At 43.2% G+C, this 17,095-nt stretch carries 14 protein-coding genes; 8 read left to right on the top strand and 6 right to left on the bottom strand.

Annotation, left to right across the window (positions count from 1 at the left end; translation table 11 throughout):
- Nucleotides 1-190 precede the first annotated feature (190 nt).
- A complete protein-coding gene (locus tag PG901_RS04935) occupies nt 191-625 on the bottom strand; it encodes a PH domain-containing protein (protein ID WP_271133723.1) in 435 nt (144 codons plus the stop codon).
- A 171-nt stretch (nt 626-796) separates the two neighbouring features.
- Between PG901_RS04935 and PG901_RS04930 the strand changes: the two genes are divergently transcribed.
- Entirely contained in the window at nt 797-1,405 is a 609-nt protein-coding gene (locus PG901_RS04930) for a class I SAM-dependent methyltransferase (RefSeq protein WP_068407352.1), read from the top strand.
- A 143-nt stretch (nt 1,406-1,548) separates the two neighbouring features.
- On the opposite strand, the gene lptG is transcribed toward PG901_RS04930, so the two are convergent.
- Together lptG and PG901_RS04920 are read right to left on the bottom strand one after the other, a co-directional pair.
- A complete protein-coding gene (gene lptG / locus PG901_RS04925) occupies nt 1,549-2,790 on the bottom strand; it encodes an LPS export ABC transporter permease LptG (protein WP_068407349.1) in 1,242 nt (413 codons plus the stop codon).
- A complete protein-coding gene (locus PG901_RS04920) occupies nt 2,790-4,079 on the bottom strand; it encodes an LPS export ABC transporter permease LptF (protein WP_068407346.1) in 1,290 nt (429 codons plus the stop codon). The genes lptG and PG901_RS04920 overlap by 1 nt, the downstream gene beginning before the upstream one ends.
- A 415-nt stretch (nt 4,080-4,494) precedes the next feature.
- Here PG901_RS04920 and PG901_RS04915 point away from each other — a divergent pair, with 415 nt between their 5' ends.
- The 4 genes from PG901_RS04915 (at nt 4,495) to sstT (ending at nt 8,950) form a co-directional block, all read left to right on the top strand.
- The gene (locus PG901_RS04915; RefSeq protein ID WP_271133722.1) at nt 4,495-5,115 is read left to right on the top strand and encodes a cysteine hydrolase family protein; all 621 of its coding nucleotides are present in this window, start codon (nt 4,495-4,497) and stop codon (nt 5,113-5,115) included.
- Between the two features lie 231 nt (nt 5,116-5,346).
- Nucleotides 5,347-7,002 (top strand): leucyl aminopeptidase, encoded by a 1,656-nt coding sequence (locus PG901_RS04910; RefSeq protein WP_271133721.1) that lies wholly within the window; start codon nt 5,347-5,349, stop codon nt 7,000-7,002.
- A gap of 35 nt (nt 7,003-7,037) precedes the next feature.
- Entirely contained in the window at nt 7,038-7,547 is a 510-nt protein-coding gene (locus PG901_RS04905; RefSeq protein ID WP_271133720.1) for a DNA polymerase III subunit chi, read from the top strand.
- Between the two features lie 200 nt (nt 7,548-7,747).
- Nucleotides 7,748-8,950, top strand: coding sequence for a serine/threonine transporter SstT (sstT, locus tag PG901_RS04900; RefSeq protein WP_271133719.1), 1,203 nt, complete (start codon nt 7,748-7,750; stop codon nt 8,948-8,950).
- Between the two features lie 80 nt (nt 8,951-9,030).
- Here sstT and PG901_RS04895 read toward each other — a convergent pair whose 3' ends face one another.
- Together PG901_RS04895 and PG901_RS04890 are read right to left on the bottom strand one after the other, a co-directional pair.
- Nucleotides 9,031-9,354, bottom strand: coding sequence for a chaperone modulator CbpM (locus tag PG901_RS04895; RefSeq protein ID WP_271133718.1), 324 nt, complete (start codon nt 9,352-9,354; stop codon nt 9,031-9,033).
- A gap of 116 nt (nt 9,355-9,470) precedes the next feature.
- Complete coding sequence (locus PG901_RS04890) at nt 9,471-10,451, bottom strand: DnaJ C-terminal domain-containing protein (RefSeq protein WP_271133717.1); 981 nt, start codon at nt 10,449-10,451, stop codon at nt 9,471-9,473.
- Nucleotides 10,452-11,518: 1,067 nt separating this feature from the next.
- Here PG901_RS04890 and PG901_RS04885 point away from each other — a divergent pair.
- Nucleotides 11,519-11,881 carry a septal ring lytic transglycosylase RlpA family protein gene (locus PG901_RS04885; protein ID WP_201564246.1) on the top strand — a complete coding sequence of 121 codons (363 nt, stop codon included), beginning with the start codon at nt 11,519-11,521 and terminating at the stop codon, nt 11,879-11,881.
- Nucleotides 11,882-12,152: 271 nt separating this feature from the next.
- Here PG901_RS04885 and PG901_RS04880 read toward each other — a convergent pair whose 3' ends face one another.
- A complete protein-coding gene (locus PG901_RS04880) occupies nt 12,153-14,180 on the bottom strand; it encodes an ATP-binding cassette domain-containing protein (protein ID WP_271133716.1) in 2,028 nt (675 codons plus the stop codon).
- Nucleotides 14,181-14,739: 559 nt separating this feature from the next.
- Between PG901_RS04880 and erpA the strand changes: the two genes are divergently transcribed.
- Nucleotides 14,740-15,120: an iron-sulfur cluster insertion protein ErpA gene (erpA, locus tag PG901_RS04875; RefSeq protein ID WP_201564242.1), complete on the top strand. Its 381-nt coding sequence runs from the start codon at nt 14,740-14,742 to the stop codon at nt 15,118-15,120.
- A gap of 392 nt (nt 15,121-15,512) precedes the next feature.
- A complete protein-coding gene (gene gshA, locus PG901_RS04870; protein ID WP_271133715.1) occupies nt 15,513-17,087 on the top strand; it encodes a glutamate--cysteine ligase in 1,575 nt (524 codons plus the stop codon).
- The last annotated feature ends 8 nt before the right edge of the window (nt 17,088-17,095 follow it).

The following is a 17,095-nucleotide window of genomic DNA, read 5'->3' as shown; positions in this document are numbered from 1 at the left end:
GTTTGAGTAGCTTATCTATGTTTGGCATGGTTCCTAAAAAGTTATGAGCGTCTTCTTATTTTAATTCCCTTTGCTACTTTTGCAAGAGGTCTATTGTCTTTAGACTTTTGAGGATAGTGATCCGTCAAGAACAAGATAAAATAAGTTGGACACCCAGTATCATCCGCCTAGATAAACCAAAATGCTTACCTTATTTTGCTATCACTATACTAGGGTTACGCGCTTTTATTTCTTGGTAAAATAATCGTTTGTCTTTTAACGATATTAATACCTTTTTATTTTTATAGTCTACCTCAAGTCTATCTAACGACAGAGCTGGTGCAGAAACCATATTTCGGGTTGGAGCAATATAAGTAATGTCTGTAAGCTCAATACGCTGCGTAGAAAAACCATTATTTATAAGAAGATGACCGTCTGATAACGTATATTTCGTACCAAAAAACGGCATAAGCATTAATACTATAAAAGGTAAGAAAATAAATGCCAAAAAAATAGCTTTAGCTAACGAGCCGTTTTCACTTTTCTTCCATTGCCAAAATGGAATGCCAATCATCATAAAACTACCTCCCAAGAGCGTAAATCCAATCCAGAAATCAATTTTAGATGTAAATACAATGTCTGTCATAAAATACTCTATAGTTAGCTAAAGCGGATTTAAGTCTAGCAATAATAATCAATCTTATCTTTAACTAAGATAAATTTTAAATGAATCCCTAGCTGCAAACCTGCCCTTTTCTCGTTACAATACCTGCCATAGTATATTAACCTTCTATTTATTAAATAATCCGAGAATCCCATGAGCCATAGACCCCCTGCTGACCTGTTAAAAAGCGCCGAACACTGGCGTGAAGATATCAACTTTCGCCAAGATGTGCTGGGCAAGCCGTTTGATTTTGCGACCACATGGGGTATATTCTCGCCGCAAAAGCTCGATGATGGCAGTTTGATGCTGCTTGATTATGTGGATTTTCAAGCGGATGATGATTCGATAGATTTGGGCTGTGGCTATGGCGTGCTTGGTATGACGGCGGCGCGTGAATGTCCGAATGGACTGCATACCTTGATTGATAAAGATTTTATGGCGGTAGAATATGCGCGCCGTAATTGCGAGAAAAACGGTCTGAAAAATGTTGATGTGCATTTGTCTAACGGCTTTAATCATGTGGCAAAAGACAAAGACTTTAGCCTTGTGATGTCGAACTTGCCAGCCAAAGTAGGTAAAGAGCAGCATTATTTATACTTCCTTGATGCCTATGCGCGCATGCGTCAAGGTGGGCGTTTTTATGTGGTGACGATTAATGGCTTGCGTCAATTTATGAAGCGCTCATTTACCGAAGTGTTTGGTAATAGCGAAAAGGTTAAACAAGGTAAAACTTATACCATTACCATGGCGACCAAAGACTAAGCTTAAGCAACTTAAAAACTGAGCAAACAAAAATCCCGCTAACAAGATGATGTCTTAGCGGGATTTTTTATGGCTAAATTTTTAGAACTAAATTTTTAGAACTATATTTTTAAAGTTATATTTTTACAATTACATTTTTAAGGTTACATTTGCCGCTTCAACAAATAACCACCCAATATCGCACTGGCGATAATCGGTAATAACACCATTAATAATGGCGAGAATCCAGTCGCGAGCGAAACAAAGCCAACCAAGTCTTGCACATAACTAAACAGCAAGCCAAATAGCAATGCCACCACGATGCGTAAGCCCAAGCTATGCGTACGTAGTGAGCCAAAAACGAATGAGCAAGCGACAATTACCAGCGATAAAATCGATAATGGTGACAGCAGCTTTTGCCAAAAGGCCAGCTCATGACTTAACGAGCGCGTGCCTTGCTGGCGCATAAATTGGCGATGCTCGTATAACTGGGTCAATGATAAATCTTCGGCCTTACGAGTGAGTAAATACACCGACTCAGGGGCAAAAGGCAAACTCAAGGTATCTGACGGTGCGATAGCTTGGCTACTCTCAAAGCCCTGACCAATCATCAGCTTGGTCATATTATTCAGCTGCCACTCGTAACGGTATTGCTCGCTCGGCTTGCTGCTATCGGTATCTATCGGTTCGCGGCCGATATATTTGCCGCCCTCAGCATGAATAGCAGATTGCAGATTGCCATTATTATCCAAATGCCAACGTTTAACTTCGCCGATATTGCCTTGCACATCGGCATAATCGATATATAAAATATCGCTGCCATCTGGCTTGGCACTGCCGTCTTTTGCACTCTCAAAGCGTGGCTGTACCGTCCAATAACCGCGTACCGAGGTGACAAGCGAGCTGTTATCTTCATCGTTAATCTCTTGCGCCAACTGATTCGAATGCGGTAGGACAAACTGATTAATCACCAATGCCAATAGCACAAAAATCAAGGCAGGCTGCAACACCCAGCCGACGATACGATAAACACTGACGCCAGCAGCGCGCATGACGACCAGCTCGCTTTTATTGGCCAATAAACCCAAACCGACCACGGCGCCAAGTAACGCGCCCGTTGGGATAAATTGCTCTAAAAAGTAAGGCGAGCGATAAAAGATATATTTAATCGCCTCGCCCATCGTATAGTTATCATCTAACGAATCTAGCTCAGACAAATAAGAAAATACCAGCTGCAATGCCCACAAGCCTATAACCGCGCCGATGATGGCAAGCAAAGCGTTTAGTTTAACGTAACGGCTCAGCACTTTTAGATTGGTTGGTTTAGGCGCAAATTTCAGTTTGGCTTTTGGCGAATTTGGCTTTGATGAATTAGACGATGATGATTTAGAGAATAAAGCGCTCATTAGGATTGTCCTCCTTGTGAGCCATTGCTTTTTTGGTCAATATTGCCTTGATGCTCGCTAACGGTTAACAGCTCATCTGGTTTGCGAAAGCGCAAACGATGTTGGACGCGGCTGCCCCAATTCATATAGAGCGCCAATGCCATAAAGCCTAATACCAACCATGCATACGCCCAAACGCTAACACTGCCTTTACTCACCGCATTTTTGAGGGAAATAATACCCAGCGCACAGCTGACAAATAATAAAATCGATGGGAACAAGCGCAGCCAGCGACCTTGACGCGGACGTACTTGCGCCAGTGGCACGGCCAGCATCGGTGCAATAATCATCAGCCAAGGCAAAGCAAGACGATAGCCAAGCTCCCCTTGTGCCGCTCGTAATGCTTTTTCGCTATTCACTGCTGTACTGCCTGTTGCGGCTTGCCATAATGGACCAATCGCTTGGGTTTCGATATTGGCTTCGGTGATGACTTCTTTAGAGGATTCGGTCAAGGTGATACGGTAGCGATCAAAGCCCACTTGATTGTATTTTAAACTGCCCGCGCCGACTTCATAGCGGCGACCTTGGAATAAGTCCAATTGGGTGACGCCGCTACTGCCGGTATCTACTTGCTGAGCGCGTTTGGCAAGGGTAATGGTATCTTTACTGATACTATTCTTGCCTATAAGGGCTTTTGGTAGCTCTGGAATATTGAGCTGCTCAGCAGTTTCTGGGTCGATATTATTATTTACATCAGCGGCCGCGTTTTTTGCTGCATTGCCTTTAGGCTTAGGCTCAGATTGTATCAATATCACATCTTGCAATTGCTTTTTATCATCACTCAAGCTGCCGACGTACAAATGATAATTGCCACTACTGATAAACTGATTGGGGCGAATCAAATCAAAAGCGCTGGTCAATGCCTGTTGCTGCCAAACACTTTCCGATGAGCGTACGCCCCACGGTTTTCCAACAATAGATAAGGCCGCCTCTCCAACAAATAATGCCAATATCAATGGCGTCATCAAACGTCCAAGCTTACCGCGCGACACGCCGCTGGCATTAATCACCGCCATTTCTTGGTCAACATACAAGCGCCCAAATACCAGCATTAAGGCAATAAAAAATGCCAATGGCAGGATAAGCTCTAAAAAGTAAGGCAAATTATAACCAATGATGGTAAATAATAAGCTGATGTCCAGATTGCCTTCTGCGGCAATGCCAAAGTAACGGATTAAGCGGCCGCCAAGCATCATCACCACTAAAAACCCCAAGACCAAGGCGGTCGTTGAGGCAACTTGTTGAGTCATATAGCGGCGTAATATCACAATAGGCACTCTTTAGAAAAAGGTTGGTATGCGCACAATTTATCGCCGTTTGACTGACGATACTCTATAAATAGTAGCGATAAAGATAACCGTTAATCCTAGCATATTTTGCTCAAAAATGGCTGTGAAATGTGTTGGAAAACATTGCCTCTATCTTGCTATAACGCTAGATTATTTAGTGGATAATAGCTAAAACCAAAAAGGCGTATAGTGTATATGAGTTATAAGCCTCACTTAATATCAGAGCAACTCTATTAAGTATTTGTCCTATATTTTTACTTTATGTCATTTAGAAAAGTTTGTTTGTCCTTGGTATCCTTGTTCGCCTATCTTTAAATTTCATTGCTAGACTGAATACCTGCAAATTTATACTTATAACGCTCAACGGAGAATACTAATGACAAACAAACTCAACTCTACACCTTCTACTTTACTTGAACTTGCTGGTGGTCAATTTGATGCACTTGATTGGTCAAATTGCGCTATCGTCTTTATTGACTATCAAAACGAATACGTCGATGGGGCGATGCCATTGGGGCAAGCTGGTGCTAACGCCATTAAAAATGCGCGTCTGTTATTAGATAAAGCCCGCGCGCAAGACATTCCTATTGTCCATATCGCCCATCACGGCGCCGATAATGATAAAGTTTTTGATCCTTTATCATCAAATGTCGATATTGTCGCTGAATTACAACCAAAGACGGGTGAAACCGTCATCGTCAAAAAACATCCTAATGCCTTTTATGATACCAAGCTACAAACGCTAATAGCAGGCACGCAAAAGCAGCAAATTATTTTCGCAGGTTTTATGAGTCATATGTGTGTCAGCTCAAGCGTCAGAGCTGCGTTTGATTTGGGCTTTGACAGTTTTGTCTGCCATGATGCCTGTGCCACTCGTGCCTTGCCGAATGATAAAAAAGAAGCCATAAGTGCAGAAGTGATGCACGAGACTGCGATGGCCGCATTACAAGATAGATTTGCCGCTTTAGTCACGACCGCTGAATTGGTTGGTGAGTAAATTACTACTCTATAAAGACATAAAACAATTACTTAAATAATTATCGCAAAATTGTGCAAATATATTACCTAAGCCTTGCTCACTGCTCACTGCTCACTGCGCACTCGCCTTGCAATATGCTACACTATTGCGATGGCTCATTAGCCCAAACGATTTAACAGGTATAAGCAATTTAAATAAAACCTGCCGTTTTTATCATGCTAATTTCATAACTCTAATAAGGATAATTATATGAATATTAAATTAACCCAAACCCTACCAAAGACGCATACGCAAAAAATTCTTAAAAAAGAAGCCAAAAGTAAAGACGCGGCCTGCCTTGTGGTGCTTATCGATGATAAGAAAAACATCTTAGCTGAAGCCGCATTAAGCGATTATCAAACGCGCATTAAGCAGTTGATGGAAGTATCACATTTTAATGGTAAAGCCTGCGAGACTGTCGCTGATTATGCCTTAGCTGGTGATAAAAAAACGGCGAAAGAAAATCCAGTACAGCTGTTATTGGTCGGTGTTGGTAATATTGATAAGCTTGGTCATAGCGTATTGCAAAAAATTGCCAATACCATTTATCAAAGCACGCAAAAACGCGTCGATTCTATTACCGTCGCCCTAGGTGATGCATTAGAAAAAAATCACTTCGGTCAGTTTGCTTTGAATTTACTAGCAGCAAGCTACCGTTTCGATAAATATAAATCTGAGCAAACCACGCCAGTTTTAACCGATATCTATTTATTGGCTGACGAGTCATTAAAAGCTGCATTAACATTTGCTGAAGCGGTATTCGCCGGTCAAAGCTTAACCCGTGATGTCGCTAATGAGCCGGGTAACATCTGCTTCCCCGCTTATATGGCTGAACAAGCACAAGAATTGGCCACAACCTATCCTGACCTATTAAAAGTCACCGTATTGGGTGAAGATGAGATGTCGGCGCTTGGCATGGGTTGCTTCTTAGCCGTTGCACAGGGTTCTGCTAAAGAAGGCAAATTGGTACTCATGGAATACCGTGGTAAATCAAACTTCAGCGCTAACGCTAATAAAGGCAGCACTAACAGCGCCAAAGTCGCGGGCGGTCTAAAAGCCTTGGCGGATAAACTACCAACCAAACTGCCTAAGAAATCATCTAAAAACGCTGATACAAATAACGACTTACAAGTTGCCAATGATGACGCGCCTATCGTCTTAGTCGGTAAAGGCGTCACCTTTGATTCAGGTGGTATCTCAATCAAACCGGGTGCGGCAATGGATGAGATGAAGTTTGATATGGGCGGTTCAGCATCGGTACTCGGTACGATTAAAGCTTTATGTGAAGCGCGTCTACCGATTAACGTCGTTGGTGCCCTTGCTTGTGCAGAAAACATGCCATCAGGTGATGCTACGCGCCCTGGTGATATCGTGAAAGCCATGAACGGCAAATCGGTTGAAATTTTAAATACCGATGCGGAAGGTCGTTTGGTATTGGCTGATACCTTATGCTACGTACAACGCTATAATCCAAAAGCGATTATCGATGTGGCAACTTTGACCGGCGCTTGTGTGGTTGCCTTAGGTCACGTACGCTCAGCGGTATTTAGTAATGATGAAGACGTCTTGTTTGAATTAGAAAACGCCAGTCACTTATCGGGCGATTTAATCTGGCATATGCCAATGGATGACGACTATCAAGCGCAGCTTGACTCGCCTATTGCTGATATGCAAAACATCGGTGGTAAAGGCGCTGGTGCTGTGACTGCGGCTTGCTTCTTATCGCGCTTCGTCGAAGAAGGTCAAGCATGGGCGCATTTGGATATCGCTGGTACGGCATGGAATTCAGGTAAAGACAAAGCGGCAACTGGTCGTCCTGTACCATTGTTTATGCAATACCTCAAAAACAGCGCAAACATGGCTTAATCAGTTGTGAATAATTCATTGATGAAGACCAGTTTATGAAAGTTAGTTTTTATGTGTTAAGTGAGAGTAAAGCCCAAGATTTCTTGGGCTTTATTTGTCAGTTGACCCAAACGGCGCTTAATAAAAGCAGCCAGTCGTTACTGATTCTTATCGACAAACAAGATGCATTGCTATCGACGCTTGATGAAGCGCTATGGGCACATGATGCCACAAGCTTTATACCGCATCAGCGGCTTTTAGATTCTAATATTGGTGACGGTGCTGATACTGATACTAGCTATAGCAAAAATACGGCTATTAACCCTATCAACAGTCAACCGTTAGCACCCGTTTTATTGGCCAGCTATATGCCAGCCGATTTTAAAGGTATTGTCCTGAATACCACCATCCATCCTGTTAATGACTTTATGGCAGCAACCAATAATGCCCAGCCTACTCGGGTACTTGAGCTGATAAAACCTGATGCCAATAGCGTGCAAGAAGGTCGTCATAAGTATAAGAGTTATAAACAATTAGGCTATGAGCTCACGCACTTTAAAGTTTAATTTATTGATTTTTATCTTTATTTTCTCACCTTGCTAGCGCCCTTTATTTACCTACCGTGCCACGCTTTTTTGCTACCCTATAACCCCATGTCTACGTGGGTGAGAGGTAGGCGCTTATCGCAAAAAATGCTACCATCCTTCGATTACTTTTCCGTTCTATTATAAATTTTATATTTATTGACAAAGTCGAGGGTGTATAGATGCGTTCATTGATTGCGATGTATCAGCGTATAGGGCTGGTGCCGCTCATTATTATTGGTTTAATATTGGGGGTTTTGATTGGCTGGCTGGCACCAAATATTGGTATGGCGTTAGGATTACTAGGGACGCTATTTGTCGGGGCGCTAAAAGCGGTCGCGCCGATACTGGTATTTATCTTGGTCATGGCAGCCATTAGCCAACACCGTAGCGGCAATGAAGTGTATGTCAAACCCGTGCTTATTATGTATATGTTCGGCACTTTTTTGGCTGCATTAACGGCGGTTGCGGCAAGTTTTTTATTCCCGACAGAGCTGATATTGGTCAATGCCACCATTGAGCAAGTACCACCTGCCAACCTTCAGGAAGTATTGACCAACTTGCTGATGAATTTGGTCGCCAACCCCGTTCAGGCCATCGCTGAAGCCAATTATATTGGTATCTTAGCATGGGCAATTATCATTGGTTTTGCCCTACGTCAAGCAAGCGATACCGCGCGTACCGTGGTCAGCGATTTTTCTGACGCCATCTCACAAGTGGTCAAATGGGTCATCGCCCTAGCGCCTTTTGGTATTTTAGGCTTGGTTGCCAATACCGTTGCTGAGACAGGCTTTGCTGCGTTGGCGGGCTATGCTCATATCTTGATGGTATTGGTCGGTTGTATGCTATTTATCGCTTTAATCGTCAACCCGCTGATTGTATTGGTTAAAACCGGTAAAAATCCTTATCCGTTGGTATTTGCCTGCTTACGTGAGTCAGGGATTACGGCATTCTTTACCCGTAGTTCAGCGGCCAATATTCCCGTCAATATGAACCTTGCGCGCAAATTGGGTCTACACGAAGACACTTATTCGGTTACCATTCCACTCGGTGCAACCATTAACATGGCAGGCGCTGCTATCACGATTAACGTCTTAACCCTTGCTGCAGCGCATACGCTTGGCATCGAAGTGTCGTTTGCATCAGCGCTATTATTAAGTTTGGTCGCGACGATTAGTGCTTGCGGCGCCTCAGGTGTTGCTGGTGGCTCATTACTCTTGATTCCATTAGCAGCAAGCCTATTTAGTATTCCAAACGATATTGCTATGCAAGTGGTGGCACTTGGCTTTATCATCGGTGTGGTACAGGACTCTGCAGAAACTGCCTTGAACTCATCAACCGACGTTTTATTCACTGCCGCTGCTGATCCAAAATATGCGCGCTAGTTTTTAAAACGATACTTGCAAATAATAAAGGGTCTCATAATAGAGACCCTTTTTTTATATGTTAAATAATCAATTACCTATTATTTTAAATGATCGACATCTACTTCAATCACTGGTGTCTGCATGTCTAGCTGGCGTTTAAATTGACGCAATTGTTCCACCTCATCTAATAGCTCAAGTATCAGTCCAATTGCCGGTACGCTCGCTTCAAAGTCGCGGCTAAGGCGTGAGGCACGGCGCACGGTGGTCAACTGATAACCGGTAAATTGCTGACGCTCTGGCACATCATATTCGATGATATTTTCTTCAATCAATTCGACGACCCATTGGCGCTCTTGACCACAGGCAGATACAAGCTCATCTAAGCTCAAGATAATGTCGGTAAATTCAGGCGAGTGTTTCATGGCGATTATCCTCGTTTGCTCTTTATTTTATCGTTATCGTATGGTCTTCATCTCTGCTGTTTTCTTTGTTATATTGCTGCTACTTGCGTAGCTTTTGGCATTTTTAAACGTATTTTTTAACGGCTGATATTGGTCTCAGCAAAGGCTTCTTTAAGCTGCTCGTAGGCTTTGGTAGCGGACTCACTGCTGATATCAGGGTTAACGATGTTTAAGGTTAAATATAAATCGCCCGCTTGCTTAGCAGGAATACCTTTACCCCTTAAACGTAAATTGCTCCCCGATTTACTGTTTTTAGGAATCGTCACGCCAAGCGTTCCTGCTGGGGTACTGACGTTAATTTTTTCGCCCAGTGCCGCTTCCCATGGCGCTACATTGACCGTCTGATAGACATCAGCGCCTTCGATACGGATATTATCCGCATGACGGATTTTCACCTTTAAAAACAAATCACCGTTTTTACCGCCACCAATACCGGCCGCACCTTGCCCTGCTAAACGAATTTGCTTGCCATCAGTAATGCCTTTTGGAATTTTAATCTTCAGGGTTTTATTTTCGTAATCGACGCTGCCATTTGGCTGGCGAACGGGAACGTTTAATTTAATACTGTAGTCATCGCCACTGTACACCGAGGACAAATCAACGGTAATCTCTGCATGTTGGTCTTGACCTTGGCTACTTTGCGACCTAAAACCACCTTGCTGCGATTGTCCGCGCGCGCCGCCGCCACCAAAAGCAGAGAAAATATCATCGAAGCGAAAACCGCCATCGCCATAAGCTTGACCTTCGCCAAACTGATCTTTGATATCTTCCCAGCGGAAACCACCCTGACCACCGCTCGCTGATTGCCCACCGAAGCCACCTGCACCGCCCTGACCGGCAAAGGGATTGTTGAGCATGGCATCGTATTCCGCCCGCTTATCTTTATCTCTAATGGTTTCGTAAGCGTTGTTAATTTCCGCGATTTTATTATCAGCGTCTGGATCGTCGCTGACATCAGGGTGGTATTGCCGCACAAGCTTACGATATTTCTTTTTAATCTCAGCATCTGTGGCGTCTTTTTTGACCCCTAAAATGTCATAGTAATTTTTCTCTGCCATGTTATTTTTCCTTCTTATAGTATTTAATTACTGATCATTTACTTAATACATAATATGGGGGCAATGAATAAATATTTCATTTTTAGCATACGGCTGTCATCATCAAAGTTTGAACAGTAATGATGCCAAACGATACTAGCATTTATATTATCTGCATTGCTTAAAGCATCGTTATTAGCGTGCGTCACTGTAGTAGCGTGCGTCACTATATCAGCGTGCGTTACTCTGATTCTGGCATCATTATTCTTTGACAGCTGTTGCCGTAATGTCATTTTAGTACAAACAATAGAAGCACAGACAGTCTTCTCGTTTAGCGGCAACATGAGATAACTCAGCACTTTGTTTGTCACGCTTAGCGCAAACCAAACTTGATGGCTTTATTTGTATGTTTATCTGTATGTCTATCTGCATATTGTTCTTGATTCATAAACCGTCACATTTACCATAGCATAGCTAAGTATGTGCTTGCTAAACTTTGCGCGCGCCTGCCTAAACATAAGAGCTATAACAATCTTCTAAATGGTTAACTATTTACAAACCTATTACTCCAACAAAACGCCAAATACTGCGGTTTCTTCAGAAATAGTAAGAATATAGCAAGATTTTATTACATTATTTTCAATTTTATCTCATTTTACTTTTTTAAATATTAAAATTATTAAATATAAGCCTTTAGCCCTTATATAGTGCATCTTTCCAATAATCCTAACTACATAGGCAGAATTAGTTTTTACATTTACTGAAGCACTATGACTAACTTTTTTGATGTAAAAACCACTTTATCAGCACTGGCAGTGTTTATCTATTCACTTAGCCTACTAAACAAGTTTCACAGAACTGCTCATATATACCAAGGTCTACAGGATTGGTAGCAAGACTCACTGATGATTATAAAAACGTCTTTTACGTCTCTATTATGAAGGATTTGAACTGGGGCGTTTTTTACAGAGCCGTAAGAACAAAGTAAGCTCCTTATTGTAAAATACCCATATTATTCAAGCTGATAGGGGCATGGATAACATAGGCAAGAGTATCTGTCTATCTCATCAATAGAAAAAAGGTATTAAATGTCTTATTTAATCAAGTCTTTAGTCATCACTTTATCGCTGCTGCTCAGTACCACTGTTTTTGCCGGCAACACCAGTTACTATGGTAGTAAGTTTCACGGCAAACGTACCGCAAGTGGCAGTATCTTCAATATGAACTCCCTCACCGCCGCGCATAAGACGCTGCCGTTTGGTACGAAGGTGCAAGTGACCAATAAAAAGACAAAGCAGAGCGTGATCGTAAAAATTACCGATAGAGGACCTTTTATTAGAGGTCGCATTTTGGATTTATCGAAAGCCGCTGCTGGTAAAATAAACTGTGAACTTTGTACCACCACTATGAAGATACTATCTTATGGTGATGGTAAATACCGTATGGAATAATGTAATAAAAAAGGGAGAGCTCACGCTCTCCCTTTTTTATGCTCGATGATTTTAAAACACTGGTTTGTATCGCTGAATAATTCTTCAATAGCTTATATAGTCAGTTTAAAATAAAAAGTTACGGCAGAAATAGTATTCTGCTGGTATAAACTTTCCTCGCTTGCTGTGTGCTTTGCACTCCAGAGGCTACGGAAAATTCATACCAGCAGTGTGTCCTTTTAAAGTGAATCTACTACTTCAAAATAATTAATATTTGCCAACTGACTGCCGCCTATTTAACAGCCGCTTCCATTTCTTCTAGCGTCGTCATCGCGAGCAACAACTTCTCTTCATTATCGCTATGCTGCTGTTGTAGTGCCGTCTGTTCATTGAGCAACACCAGCAAATCAGCCTTACGGCTTTCTTCATATAGCTCAGTATCAGCAAGCTTGGCCTCTAAACTGGCCAATTTATCAGTAATCTTAGCCAAGGCTTTTTCTGTGTCTTCAATCTCACGGCGAACAGGTGCGGTAAGTTTGCGTTGCTCAGCGGCCAATTTGCGTTGTTCTTCTTTGCTAAGCGCAGGCTGAGCAGCTTTTGCTGGGGCAGTAGCAGCTTTACTACTAATTTGATTACTAGCTAAACTGGTATTTGTTTCACGTGAAACAAACTTCTTATTGTCCTTTTTGCTCTTTTTCTTACTATTGCTTTTATCGGGCGTATTTTCTTGCTTACGCTTTTCAGCAAGCCACTTACCATAGTCGCTGATATCACCGTCGAACTCTTCGATTATACCGTCATGGACCAAAAACAGCTCGTCACAGACGTTGGCAATCAGCTCGCGGTCATGCGATACCAGTACCACTGCTCCTTCAAAACCTTGCAAAGCGATGGTCAAAGCTTGACGCATTTGTAAGTCTAAATGGTTGGTTGGCTCATCGAGTACCAGCACGTTTGGACGCTGCCAGACGATTAATGCCAAAGTTAAACGTGCACGCTCGCCACCAGAAAATAGCTCACTTGGCGTGTCGATGCGCTCACCGCGAAAGTCAAAACTGCCGAGGAACGAGCGCAACTCTGCATCAGAAGTCTTGCCCGCTAGGCGGCGTAGCATTTGCATCGGCGTTGCTGCTGCATCCAAAGCATCCATTTGATGCTGGTTAAAGTAGCCAAGCTTTAGGGTATCAGAAACGCGATAGCTGCCTGATAAAATACCAAGCTCGCCAACCAAGGCTTTAATCAAGGTCGATTTACCAGCGCCATTCATCCCAAGCAAACCGATGCGCGTATCCGGCGTCACTTGGATATTGGCATTATGCAGTAGCGCGGTATCGGTATAACCAATATCGGCATTGCTCAGCTCAATCAATGGTGAGCTCATATTTGCTGGCTCATAAAAGCGGAATGAGAACGGGTTGTCCGCCATCATCGGTGACAGCTCTGCCATACGCTCAAGCTGCTTAATACGGCTCTGTGCCTGTTTGGCTTTACTGGCCTTGGCACGGAAACGACGAATAAAGTCATCCAAATGCGCTTTGGTCGCTTGCTGCTTTTCAAACGCTTGCTGCTGCTGCGCCATGCGCTCATGACGGGTACGAATAAACTGCTGATAGTTACCGGTATAAAGGGTGATTTTTTGTTGTTCGACGTGCAAGATATGCCCGACGGTGGCGTCCAAAAACGCTTGGTCATGCGAGATGACGATAACCAAACCGCTAAAAGCATTAATCCACGTTTCAAGCCAAAGAATGGCATCCAAATCCAAATGGTTGGTTGGCTCATCAAGCAGCATTAAATCTGCGCGGCTCATCAAGGTTTTGGCGAGGTTTAAACGCATACGCCAACCACCCGAAAAGCCTTCTACGGGTAGCTCATGCTGGCTGGTATTAAAACCAAGACCCGCCATGATTTGTGCCGCTTTGGTCGGAGTACGATAGCCATCAATCTCATCAAACTGCTGATGCAATACGCCAATTTGGTCGTCACTGACGCTGCTCAAATCATTTAACGCCGCATTAATCTCATACCACTGCTCATCGCCACTTAAGACATAATCAATCGCCGTTTGGGTACTGGCGCCCACTTCCTGCGCCATATGCGCCACATGCCAGCTATCAGGAATACTGATTTCGCCTTTATCAAGCGTCACTTCGGTATCACCGGTGCCCATACGCGTCAATAATAAGGCAAACAAGGTTGATTTGCCTGTGCCGTTATTGCCCGTTAAGCCAACTTTATGGCCCGGATGTAGCTGGAAGCTTGCCCCTGCAAACAACTCACGACCATCACGGCGAACACCAACGTCTTTAAATTCGATCATATAATTTCTTCATCTCAACAATAATGTAAAACATAAGGCAATAAAAAACACACGTCTGGCATGTTTACTGGCGGCTATTATTTCAAACGCTTGGCGCATAGGCAAACAATTAAATAAGTATTTTAAATTCAAACCTTTATACTGCTAAAAACCGCTTGTTATGATAATGACAGGTAGACTATTTAAAAGTTTGCAGTTTCAATCACTTTTTTAGTCGTGAACGCTGTTGTTACCCTTGACAAATCAATCATTAGCCCAATTATGCTATACTAGTAAAACACTATTGACATCATGAACTTAAGTGGTAATAGCCATGATAGTATGGGCTTCAGCGTATGCCACTATGACAGCTCGATATGAGCGTCTAAAGTCTTAAGCCAAATATGCATACCCCAAACTATGAGTGTCTATATGAAAGTCAAATAGTGACCCAATCTCATTAATGTTACCGTAGCCTATGCGTATCAGCCGCTACGGATCAGTCGCCCTATCCAGTATAAATAGACGACCTCGCATCAATAAAAAACAATATCATTTGATTTTAGCAACTGAGGTAGATATGAACGAATCAACCAACCAATTTAACCCAAGCGCCAGCCAGCCCGTCGACCCGACTGCCTTGAGCTTAACTGACAGTGCTGCACAAAAAGTACGTCGTCTGCGTGAAGAAGAAGGTGACAGCGAGCTTATGCTACGCGTCTATGTGACCGGCGGCGGCTGTTCTGGCTTCTCTTACGGATTTAGATTTGACAGTGACTTAGGCGAAGACGATGCCAACTTTGATAATGGTGATGTGACTTTAGTGGTCGATTCGCTGAGCTATCAGTATCTACAAGGCTCTACGGTTGACTATACCGAAGGCTTAGAAGGTGCGCGCTTTGTGGTCGCCAACCCCAATGCCACCACTTCTTGTGGTTGTGGTTCATCGTTTTCTATCTAAATCACTGTTTTTTAAATCAATGATTTTTCTTCATTTTATTAAGGCACCTATCTTATCGTTAGGTGCTTTTTAGTCTACCGCTTTATGAGTAATAGATAATATTAGATAGTTTGATATTGATAAAGCGGTCATGACGCACCATACAAGCTATAAGAAAGTAAAGCCCAAGAAGTACAACCGACCCTCTTTATCTTAAGTTTTTGCGGCTATTTTATCGCCAGTTTTTGCATCAAAACTGCTCGAATTGAACACCGGCAAAGCTTACTGTATTTGTAATTGCACGTGGTTTTTAGGGTCGCTTTGGGCTAAACTGACCTGATTCTCTAACCCCTTTTTGCGGTCGGACCGCCTGTGTTTCGACCGAACATAACTAATAACAACAGATGACTATTATGAGTAATTTTGCGAGCAGCTTTGTCGATTTTGAAATTCCAAACTGGTTTGACAGTCAGCACCTAGCGGGTATGCTCCGCGGTATCGAAAAAGAAGGGCTGCGTGTTAAACCTGATGGTTATTTGGCACAAACGCCGCATCCTACTAAGCTTGGCTCCAAACTTACCCATCCGTTTATCACCACGGATTATTCAGAAAGCCTGCTTGAGCTTATCACTGACCCCAAGACCTCGCCAAAAGAAACCTTAAATATGCTGCGCCAATTGCATTTATTGGTCTATCAAGGTATGCCTGAAGGTGAGCTGATGTGGCCACTATCGATGCCGTGTATGCTGTCATCCAATGATGAAGATATCCCACTGGCCGATTATGGCAGCTCTAATACCGGTAAGCTGAAAACGCTATATCGTAGTGGACTTGGTATTCGTTATGGTCGCCGTATGCAGACGATTGCTGGTTTACATTATAACCTATCGTTTGGCGATGATTTATTTGCCGCGTGGCAAGCGCAAACGCCAAACGCACAAGACCTGACCCTGACAGAATTTAGAAACGATAAGTATCTGGGATTGATTCGTAACTTTAAACGTCTGACCAGTTTGGTGCTGTATTTATTGGGCGCCAGTCCCAGTGTTTGCCCTTGCTTTGTGTCAGGGGTTGAGCATGACCTTGAGCTGCTCAATGATTCGACCTATTATAAGCCGACTGCAACCAGCCTGCGCATGGGCAAGCTTGGTTATACCAACAGCGTGCAAGAATATCTCGATATCCGCTATAACAATTTACCCGAGTATATCAAGGGGCTACGCCGCGCGATTCAAACCCCGCATGCCAGCTTTGAGAAACTGGGTTTAAATGATGCCGATGGCAACCCGATTCAAATCAATGATCATATTCTACAAATAGAAAATGAATACTATAGCCCTATCCGCCCAAAACAAATCGCTGAAAGTGGCGAGAGCCCAACCGAAGCGCTTGAGCGTCGCGGCATTGCTTACGTTGAGTTTCGCGCCATTGACCTTGACCCTTATAGCGATATTGGTATTCGCTTATCTAGCGCCTGCTTTTTAGAAGTGATGGCGCTATATTGCTTGCTGAGTGATTCGCCAGAGCTGCTGCCTGCAGAGGAAGAAGCCTTGGCTGTTAATCTTGAGCGCGTGGTCAATGAAGGTCGCCGTGAAAACTTACAGATTATCAATAACGGCGCTGAGCAAACCCTAGAAAGCTGGATGCTCACCCATTTAAGCCGGATGCAACCATTGGCAGCACTGCTTGATGCACATTATGGTGGTAATGACTATCGGGCGGCGGTTGCATTGATGCAAGGTAAAGCAGGACACTCTGAGTCAACCATCTCAGCGCAGGTTAATTCTGATAGTAAGCGTTTGGGCAGTTTATGGCAGCTTGGCTTTACTTTAGCGCAGCAGCATCGTGAGTCGTTATTACAGCAGACTTTGAGTCCAAACACGCAAGCCAAATATGAAGTACTTGCCGAAAAATCTATCTTGCAGCAAGCTGAGCTTGAAGCCGCTGAAACCGAAGATTTTATGGATTTCTTACAGCAATATCGCTAAATTTTTAT

The sequence above is a fragment of the Psychrobacter sp. ANT_H3 genome (genome assembly GCF_027919975.1).
Classification (GTDB): Bacteria; Pseudomonadota; Gammaproteobacteria; order Pseudomonadales; family Moraxellaceae; genus Psychrobacter; species Psychrobacter maritimus.
Note: the sequence above shows the minus strand (reverse complement) of the source record. Positions and strands in the feature narration are given on the sequence as shown.

What these genes read in the sequence shown, in the direction of transcription:
- PG901_RS04935 (WP_271133723.1), bottom strand. Translation starts at nt 625, where the DNA reads ATGACAGACATTGTATTTACATCTAAAATTGATTTCTGGATTGGATTT.
- PG901_RS04930 (WP_068407352.1), top strand. Translation starts at nt 797, where the DNA reads ATGAGCCATAGACCCCCTGCTGACCTGTTAAAAAGCGCCGAACACTGG.
- lptG (WP_068407349.1), bottom strand. Translation starts at nt 2,790, where the DNA reads ATGAGCGCTTTATTCTCTAAATCATCATCGTCTAATTCATCAAAGCCA.
- PG901_RS04920 (WP_068407346.1), bottom strand. Translation starts at nt 4,079, where the DNA reads ATGACTCAACAAGTTGCCTCAACGACCGCCTTGGTCTTGGGGTTTTTA.
- PG901_RS04915 (WP_271133722.1), top strand. Translation starts at nt 4,495, where the DNA reads ATGACAAACAAACTCAACTCTACACCTTCTACTTTACTTGAACTTGCT.
- PG901_RS04910 (WP_271133721.1), top strand. Translation starts at nt 5,347, where the DNA reads ATGAATATTAAATTAACCCAAACCCTACCAAAGACGCATACGCAAAAA.
- PG901_RS04905 (WP_271133720.1), top strand. Translation starts at nt 7,038, where the DNA reads ATGAAAGTTAGTTTTTATGTGTTAAGTGAGAGTAAAGCCCAAGATTTC.
- sstT (WP_271133719.1), top strand. Translation starts at nt 7,748, where the DNA reads ATGCGTTCATTGATTGCGATGTATCAGCGTATAGGGCTGGTGCCGCTC.
- PG901_RS04895 (WP_271133718.1), bottom strand. Translation starts at nt 9,354, where the DNA reads ATGAAACACTCGCCTGAATTTACCGACATTATCTTGAGCTTAGATGAG.
- PG901_RS04890 (WP_271133717.1), bottom strand. Translation starts at nt 10,451, where the DNA reads ATGGCAGAGAAAAATTACTATGACATTTTAGGGGTCAAAAAAGACGCC.
- PG901_RS04885 (WP_201564246.1), top strand. Translation starts at nt 11,519, where the DNA reads ATGTCTTATTTAATCAAGTCTTTAGTCATCACTTTATCGCTGCTGCTC.
- PG901_RS04880 (WP_271133716.1), bottom strand. Translation starts at nt 14,180, where the DNA reads ATGATCGAATTTAAAGACGTTGGTGTTCGCCGTGATGGTCGTGAGTTG.
- erpA (WP_201564242.1), top strand. Translation starts at nt 14,740, where the DNA reads ATGAACGAATCAACCAACCAATTTAACCCAAGCGCCAGCCAGCCCGTC.
- gshA (WP_271133715.1), top strand. Translation starts at nt 15,513, where the DNA reads ATGAGTAATTTTGCGAGCAGCTTTGTCGATTTTGAAATTCCAAACTGG.